Below are 6,688 nucleotides of genomic sequence, written 5' to 3' on the forward strand. Positions count from 1 at the left end.
GCCGAATCTAGTTAAGACGCAAAATGCGCCGGGCACCGTTGAGCACGATCACGCCAATGATGGCGCCGACAGCTAGGTCGGAGTATGGCGAGCCGGTTCAGGTCACCAAGGCACCGGCAACGATGACGCCGATATTGGCGACGATGTCGTTCACGGAGAAAATACAACTCGCTTTCATGTGCACGCCACGGTCGCGCTTTTAGCAATCAGCATCAGACAAGCGACGTTGGCAACCAGTGGTATCGCGCCGATGCCCCATCATCAGCCCGGATTCCGGTTCGCTACCCAATCAGGTACGACGCGCGACGTCGCTGAGCGCACCGATCGCAAGCACCACTTGCAGCCAGCCGGCTAGGTGAGATGCCCACAAAATTCGAAAAAATCGCACATTAACACGTGATGGTTGCCGGTTAAGGGGCCAGTTCAGCCCCAAAGCAGACCTTTTTCAACGCGATCGGGGAAACCTTACCGCATAAGCTATGGTTAGGACTTACTAATTCTTTTCTTACAAATTGAAGTCAAGCTCAACAGCTTTGAGAAAATCGGTATAGGTCAGTTCAGTAATAAGGGTCCTATTTTTCTTGTCACGTTTTGATAGAAAAGTCGAGTGAATTTTCTTCAGACACTGCTCTTGCTCGGGAGACCATGATGGCAACTTGCGCCATGACACTGCCCAACGACTAACCAGCATCTCAAACAGTTCTATGTTTGCGGCCTGTACGAATGCTGTGCACACCCGCCCGGCAGCTTGTAGCCGGCCGTAATCCATCGTTAGCTTCAGTACGCGTTTACTTGGTTTAAGGTTCAGTTTTAATGCGTTCTTTCCAGCTATTATGTGCCCAGAGTGAACTACGGCGTGCCTGAACTCACAAAGTTTGTCATACTCGACTAACATAGAATTCCAAACCCCATGTTGGGATATCGTATGAGCGATAAACTTATTAAAAGTTTCTTTCACATTCTTTGCGCTAGAAAAAGCGAGAAACTCGAATGCACTACGATTATGAAGATTTGTTGGCCCCCACAGTAACGACCCCAGCTGAACCTTCTCATCGGCTGCCTGATTCTGAGCAACAGGGCAAATCGATAAGATTTCGCCGAGAATATCTCGAAAGTAATTCTCTGTCGCTGAAATCAAGCCAACAAACAGTAAGCCGACGAAATCTTCACCGTACTCATTATCAAACGCCGGCGAACTCTTCGTTAAAATATGACCGCTCGCGGCGTAAAAAGCATCGATTGGGGAATTTGTACCACGCGGCTGCTCAACCACAAACGAGTCGACTGAGGGACATGGGAAGTGGCCCGTGGACATCGTTACCGAATTCTTCCACGTCATTCTACAAACTCCTCCGCCAATCTAACAATTTTCGCAGCCCAAATTTTTCCAATTCGATCCACCTGTAAAAGTTGGCTATGTTCCAGGTCCATCAAAATATCTTTCACCTTCCTTATTGATGATTGCTCCTTTATTTTTTTTACCCTTGCTTCGGTAAGCGGAAGATCTGCTATATCGCTATTCATCAAGTTTAAGTATGTCGATGATAGTGTTAGCGGATTACCGCACTTAGCACAAAACTGCGCCTCTTCGTAAAGGCGTGGAGTTCCACACGCGGAACACGGCGGCAATGACAACGCGAACGCATCACTAGTGGCAGCACCCAATAACAATGTTTTTGGCCTGGTACGCGTGAACTCGTGCGCATTACGTTGAGTGAAGGCACGAACATAAGACTGGATATTCAGCGATTTTGAACCAAGCAATGCGTTGGTGTCGACGAGGCCTGCGTAGTGCATAGTAAAAATCCGAAAGCGTCCTTTCTCACCTCGGCTCACAAGCTCATCTTTCGGGATGCAAAGCCCAGCATATTGAAATAATGCAAAAACGCGGATTAATTCTGGAGACATCTCAGCGTCTGGAATGGCAATTGAGACACTTTGCTTTACATCATCTTTTTCCTTGTTATATTTCTTTAAAAGCTCAAAAGAATTCCCCAGAATAACCTCTCCAGTTTCTATGAAACGCTTGTAAACTGGTACCTTTCCAATCAAAGATGTAAACAATTTCTTGGTGTTAGCATAATGTTGCTTAACCGCTCGTAAAACGGAGGTTCTGCTGAAATCGATACTTAGTGTTTCCTCGTCTCCGTCCTCGACTATCAAACTTTGTAGCATGTTTAATAATGCGCGAGGCACGCCGAACGAAGCATAGCAAAGGAAGTCGACCGCTACCGCGTTTTGTTCTATTGTTGAATCAATGCCGGAAGGGAACCTAGCGCCGATAATAGTCCGCATGAATTGAATATACTCGTCCCTATCAGGCTTGATCCAGACATCAATTTGTTCAGCGTCGTGTCCGACGTGAAATGAGGATGAGTAGTTTGTGACGCCGGGATAGATAGCTGCCTTTGGAGAAATTTCTTTCGATTTAATTTGTCGGAAAAAATCGAAGAAATCTCTTTGTTGGTCAGGGGAAAACGCATGCGCAGCATCGTCAAGCAACAGGACACATCTATATCTCCCTGTTTTTTCAAGAACTCGAAGAATATCCTCTTCTAGTCGACCGATTGATACCGCATCTTGATCAACTTTACTCGAGTTCGACATTTCGAGAAAGTCAGAGGATTCCTTTGCCTTTTTTAACGAAATGGATAAGTTCGTTGGATTATTTATCTCTTTGAGACTTTCGTATATTCCCTGATAAATTTTCAAGATAATCCATTGATGAAACCAATAAGTTCCGTTTTTCCCCGAAGTATATAAAGGCTCTATCGATAACGATCGCTTGTAATTGACGTAAATCGGAAATGCTGCGTCGTTATCGGAAATGAGCATATGAAAGGCTTTTTTCAACAGCGTAGTCTTCCCGCAGCCGCGAGGGCCTGAAATTAGTTTAGCCCCGCCGTGCGTCAACTTTCGTAATATGGCGTCTTCATCCGGATGCGATGCGCTCCAGCGCGTAAAAGATTCGTCCTCCAAGTATTCCGCTTGTTCGACAAACACTTGTTCTAGCGAGATCTGATCTGTTGGCATGTATTAATAAGGAAGAAAGTGGTTCATCGGAATACAACTTGAATCGTGCCATTAAAGATTTGCTAGTGCAATCGAAATTTATAATTCCAAAAAAATTATGCCATTAAGCCGAAGTGATGTGATTGCTCTTAGAACAAGAACTTGGTTTTGTTAGGCGTTCTTATTCGCCGGCCTGACTCGCTCTCTAATCCAATGAAAGCCCGCTTTCCTTGGCCATTTTAGAGATTATTTTTTTAACTTGCGCAAAGCCATCTTGATCCATTTTGACCCGCGTCGCCCCCATGATAACGCCGCCGTCGTCATCAATATAGATGATATCAGAATCTGGAACAGTGATTTTGACTCTGATACCGTCATCGATGAATGGTCCAGGCTTGGCTTTTTTGATCAATTCCACTATTTCCAGATATTTTCTATCCTGAACACTGAGTTGCCCGATATATGTGCACGAATGAGAAAAATTCGACACCTTCATCCCGATAGATGTTGAGACATCAAAAGGAACATGACAAAACACTGCAATACGGTTGTCCATCGGAACTTTTTCCTCTTTGATTCCACAAGATGTAAGAAATAAAAAAACTGCGATAAAATATGCAAGCTTAGTCGTCTTTTTCATACTTAGTCCTTTCTGGCTCGCCGAGCTCTTTCATAATCGGATTTTCATTCGTGATAACGTTAAACATTCGGCGTCCTCTGGGGCCATGCTCCACCGGCGCATTCATGACAGCGTGCCCAAGTTCGTGTGCAAACATTCTTTGGGTCGACATGACAATTGTTCCTTTTGTGGTTTCGATGTCGTGATGATATTTTGGATCCACATGGATTGAGTCGCTGTCGACTTTAGCCCAAGCATTGTCACGGACCGCAAGATCGATACCAAACTCCTTCTTGTTTCCGAAGAGGGTTCGACGTGCCTCAAGCGTCGTGAGCATGACGGCACCGCGCTTTGTCTTGAAGATGGATCTGAGATCTTTTTCTACCTGAACGCGTTCCGCAGAAGAACCGCCATTAAAATAGAACGATTGCTCTCCGATCGTGAACCGTCCGGAATGCGGTTTAAGCGCTACAGTTGCACCTGCATTGCTCAGCACTTGCCCCGGACCCGAAAAGGCAATTTCATGATCGTTGCCCAGAACAAGCGCCGCTCCGTTCTTCGCCATCTGGAGTATTTCATTGACGATTGGCGGCAACAAGCTGTCTGATATGATTACATCGGTCTTGGCGGCGGCCCCACCAATAAACACATTCCCCGAACCGCTGGTAATAAAGGCACTACACACAGTTTTGTCCCCCACCCTGGCTGCTGGAAAACCATTGATAAAGACGGTGGAGCTGCCGGTGGCGATCGGCGGTGGTGCCTGGTCATGTTTCGAGCACACCGTCTTGTCGACCTGCGCTCGGGCGGCCTTGATGCCGTTGGTGAACACATTACCGGAACAGGGGCCGATAATCTTACCAGTCTGATCACCCCCTCCGCCACCTTTCGGACTGTCACCAGGCTGCGTATGACCAATCAAATCTCCCAATCGCGCTGCTTGAGGCATGCTTAAACCTCTGCGGAAGAGTGGGACATAGTCTGCACCTCGGCAATGCGGCAAAGACACACGCGTGCCGACCTCGATACAAGCATCGATACTTGGTGCAGCCGCGCGCCAAAGGATGCGGCGCGCCGTTTTGACCGCATCTTGTCCTTGAGTTGCTTGGCAAACTCGACGGTCGCGTGAGTGGAATGGTATTTCATGGTTGACTGTTCTTTCATGGTGGCTCTGTGAGCGGTCGCCCAGTGTGGCACAGGATGTTCATGGCATACCAAAGTACACTTATCAAACGGCCGATCAGATTGAGCAAGGTCAGGCACTACGTCTTTTTTGGATACTGCAATGTTAATCATACGATATTTTATTATATCCTAGATAAACCACGGATTAACGTAATGTCGAGAAGTTCACCTATAAATACAAGAAATTGCATGGAGAAACTTTGAAGTATTGAAGAGATCAGCATTGCTCTATGGTCTCCTCGAATTGCTGGTAAATTCCGCGTAATTGGCAGCCGCGATGCCGGCGGTGGCGCTTTTTGATGTCAGACTGAGCCGTTTTCCGCCCGATTGAAGGACGCTGAACCTCGTTTTGTGCAGTCCGTACGGACTGCGGGCGTCAGAACGCCTCGACCCTGGCCTCTTTCAAGTAGACCAGGCGCCGCAAATTGTAAGCAACCACCTTCCGATTGAGCTGCAACATGGCGCTCCCCAGTCCGATCGTGGGCAGGCCCCTTGCCGCCTATCTCGGCCAAGTCGGCAAACACATACTCGATCCTGGCGGGGGTCTTGTCGATGCGCATATTGCCCCGCTTTTGAGCCTGCGAAATTGGCTTGTGCTTGCTTCCTTTGCGCTGGATCTGCATGCGCCAGCCCTGCTGCGTCAACCTGTCGTGCCAGGACCTCCAGATCATCGCTCGCCTAGAGCGGCAGTTCAATGGCAAAGGCGTCCAACAGGTCCGCTTTCGCGTAAAGCGGCGCTAGCACGGTGTTGCTGGGTATGGCGCAGCGCGCGCTTTGGTCGAGGTCGTGTTGCAGGGGAAGTTCATGGTGTCCAAGAGTCTAGTTGTGAGAGAGGCTCATCGATGCGAGCGGCCATATCTCTATCAATGGGTTGCCGCGAGTCTGCCCGCAAACGGCGATCACGACAGGCTACTGGTGCCCGAAAATGGCCCATCGGAGAAAAGTGTTTCCAGATCGGCTTCGCCGTCCAATTATGCCTGCTGCGCTATCCGGGCAATGCGCTGGCCGGCGACATGCCGGTGCCGGACAGCGTAGTTTAGTGGGTCGCCCACCAAGTACAAAGCGGCGCCGCCGCTTGGCCGCAGTATGGCATCTGCGACGAGACGCGGCGTGAACATTTTCAGGGATTGCGCGCCTATCTGACGCTGTCCACATTCGGACTTCGGGATTTTCGCACGCTGGTGCATTGCCTTGCCGACCTTGCCGTGCAATCCGACAAGGGGATGGTGCGCGCGAATCAATCGCTGGAAATTTTGCGGCAAGAGCGCATCATTCTAGCGTAAGCGGTCGCTCAGCGGCGTTATTGCGCGACCCGATGGCGATCTGGAGAATGCATCCCTGGTGACAAACGAATCCCAGGGAGATGGCAATGGACGCAGGTAAGCGGGCAGTCAAGCGGGTGAACAGAACGGACGAACAATGGCGGCATTTGCTGTCGCGCTTTGCCACCAGTGGCATGAGCGTGCGCGAGTTTTGCAAGATGGAGAAGGTCAGCGAATCGAGCTTCCACCGGCGGCGCGGCACGCCCGGCGTGGCGACGCTGCAAGGCGCCTTCGTTGATGTCGGCGTTGTCGGCGCCGTCGCAAGCGCCGACAGCGCGGGCAAGCATGTGGAGCTGCGCATCGAGCTCGGCGACGGCCTGGTGCTGACCCTGGTGAGGCACTGATGTTCTTCCCGGAAGGCACGGTGCGCGTGCACCTCTACGGCGAGCCGGTCGACGCCCGCAAATCCTTCGACGGCCTGTACGCGCTGGCGCGCCATGCGCTGGCCCAGGATCCACTGAGCGGGGCGCTGTTCGTGTTCATCAACCGGCGCGCCACGCACATCAAGGTGCTGTACTGGGACCGCACCGGTTTTTGCGTGTGGGCCAAG

General features: G+C 50.1%; 7 protein-coding genes and 2 pseudogenes. 3 read left to right on the forward strand and 6 right to left on the reverse strand.

Annotation, left to right across the window (positions count from 1 at the left end):
- Window positions 1-7: 7 nt before the first annotated feature.
- The 6 genes and pseudogenes from F1735_RS36410 to F1735_RS08640 form a co-directional block, all read right to left on the reverse strand.
- Window positions 8-364 (reverse strand): annotated as a pseudogene (locus F1735_RS36410) (cation transporter); the annotation flags it as partial.
- A gap of 141 nt (window positions 365-505) precedes the next feature.
- Entirely contained in the window at window positions 506-1,339 is an 834-nt protein-coding gene (locus F1735_RS08620) for a hypothetical protein (protein WP_167236549.1), read from the reverse strand.
- Window positions 1,336-3,033 (reverse strand): hypothetical protein, encoded by a 1,698-nt coding sequence (locus F1735_RS08625; protein WP_167236550.1) that lies wholly within the window; start codon window positions 3,031-3,033, stop codon window positions 1,336-1,338. The genes F1735_RS08620 and F1735_RS08625 overlap by 4 nt, the downstream gene beginning before the upstream one ends.
- A gap of 184 nt (window positions 3,034-3,217) precedes the next feature.
- Entirely contained in the window at window positions 3,218-3,652 is a 435-nt protein-coding gene (locus tag F1735_RS08630) for a hypothetical protein (RefSeq protein ID WP_167236551.1), read from the reverse strand.
- Window positions 3,636-4,580, reverse strand: a complete 945-nt coding sequence (locus F1735_RS37860) for a PAAR domain-containing protein (protein WP_167236552.1) — start codon at window positions 4,578-4,580, stop codon at window positions 3,636-3,638. The genes F1735_RS08630 and F1735_RS37860 overlap by 17 nt, the downstream gene beginning before the upstream one ends.
- Window positions 4,581-4,582: 2 nt before the next feature.
- Window positions 4,583-4,795, reverse strand: a complete 213-nt coding sequence (locus F1735_RS08640; RefSeq protein ID WP_167236553.1) for a hypothetical protein — start codon at window positions 4,793-4,795, stop codon at window positions 4,583-4,585.
- Between the two features lie 1,073 nt (window positions 4,796-5,868).
- On the opposite strand from F1735_RS08640, the pseudogene F1735_RS08650 reads away from it, so the two are divergent.
- The 3 genes and pseudogenes from F1735_RS08650 to tnpB form a co-directional block, all read left to right on the forward strand.
- Window positions 5,869-6,099 (forward strand): annotated as a pseudogene (locus F1735_RS08650) (DUF4158 domain-containing protein); the annotation flags it as partial.
- Window positions 6,100-6,185: 86 nt separating this feature from the next.
- The gene (gene tnpA, locus F1735_RS08655; protein ID WP_167236554.1) at window positions 6,186-6,482 is read left to right on the forward strand and encodes an IS66 family insertion sequence element accessory protein TnpA; all 297 of its coding nucleotides are present in this window, start codon (window positions 6,186-6,188) and stop codon (window positions 6,480-6,482) included.
- Window positions 6,482-6,688 (forward strand): IS66 family insertion sequence element accessory protein TnpB (gene tnpB, locus F1735_RS08660; protein WP_167236555.1); only part of this gene is annotated, 207 nt, incomplete at its 3' end. The genes tnpA and tnpB, both read left to right, overlap by 1 nt.

Origin of the sequence: Massilia genomosp. 1, from assembly GCF_011682185.1 — a bacterium.
Lineage (GTDB): Bacteria > Pseudomonadota > Gammaproteobacteria > Burkholderiales > Burkholderiaceae_D > Telluria_A > Telluria_A rubra.

What these genes read in the sequence shown, in the direction of transcription:
- F1735_RS08620 (WP_167236549.1), bottom strand. Translation starts at nt 1,339, where the DNA reads ATGACGTGGAAGAATTCGGTAACGATGTCCACGGGCCACTTCCCATGT.
- F1735_RS08625 (WP_167236550.1), bottom strand. Translation starts at nt 3,033, where the DNA reads ATGCCAACAGATCAGATCTCGCTAGAACAAGTGTTTGTCGAACAAGCG.
- F1735_RS08630 (WP_167236551.1), bottom strand. Translation starts at nt 3,652, where the DNA reads ATGAAAAAGACGACTAAGCTTGCATATTTTATCGCAGTTTTTTTATTT.
- F1735_RS37860 (WP_167236552.1), bottom strand. Translation starts at nt 4,580, where the DNA reads ATGCCTCAAGCAGCGCGATTGGGAGATTTGATTGGTCATACGCAGCCT.
- F1735_RS08640 (WP_167236553.1), bottom strand. Translation starts at nt 4,795, where the DNA reads ATGAAAGAACAGTCAACCATGAAATACCATTCCACTCACGCGACCGTC.
- tnpA (WP_167236554.1), top strand. Translation starts at nt 6,186, where the DNA reads ATGGACGCAGGTAAGCGGGCAGTCAAGCGGGTGAACAGAACGGACGAA.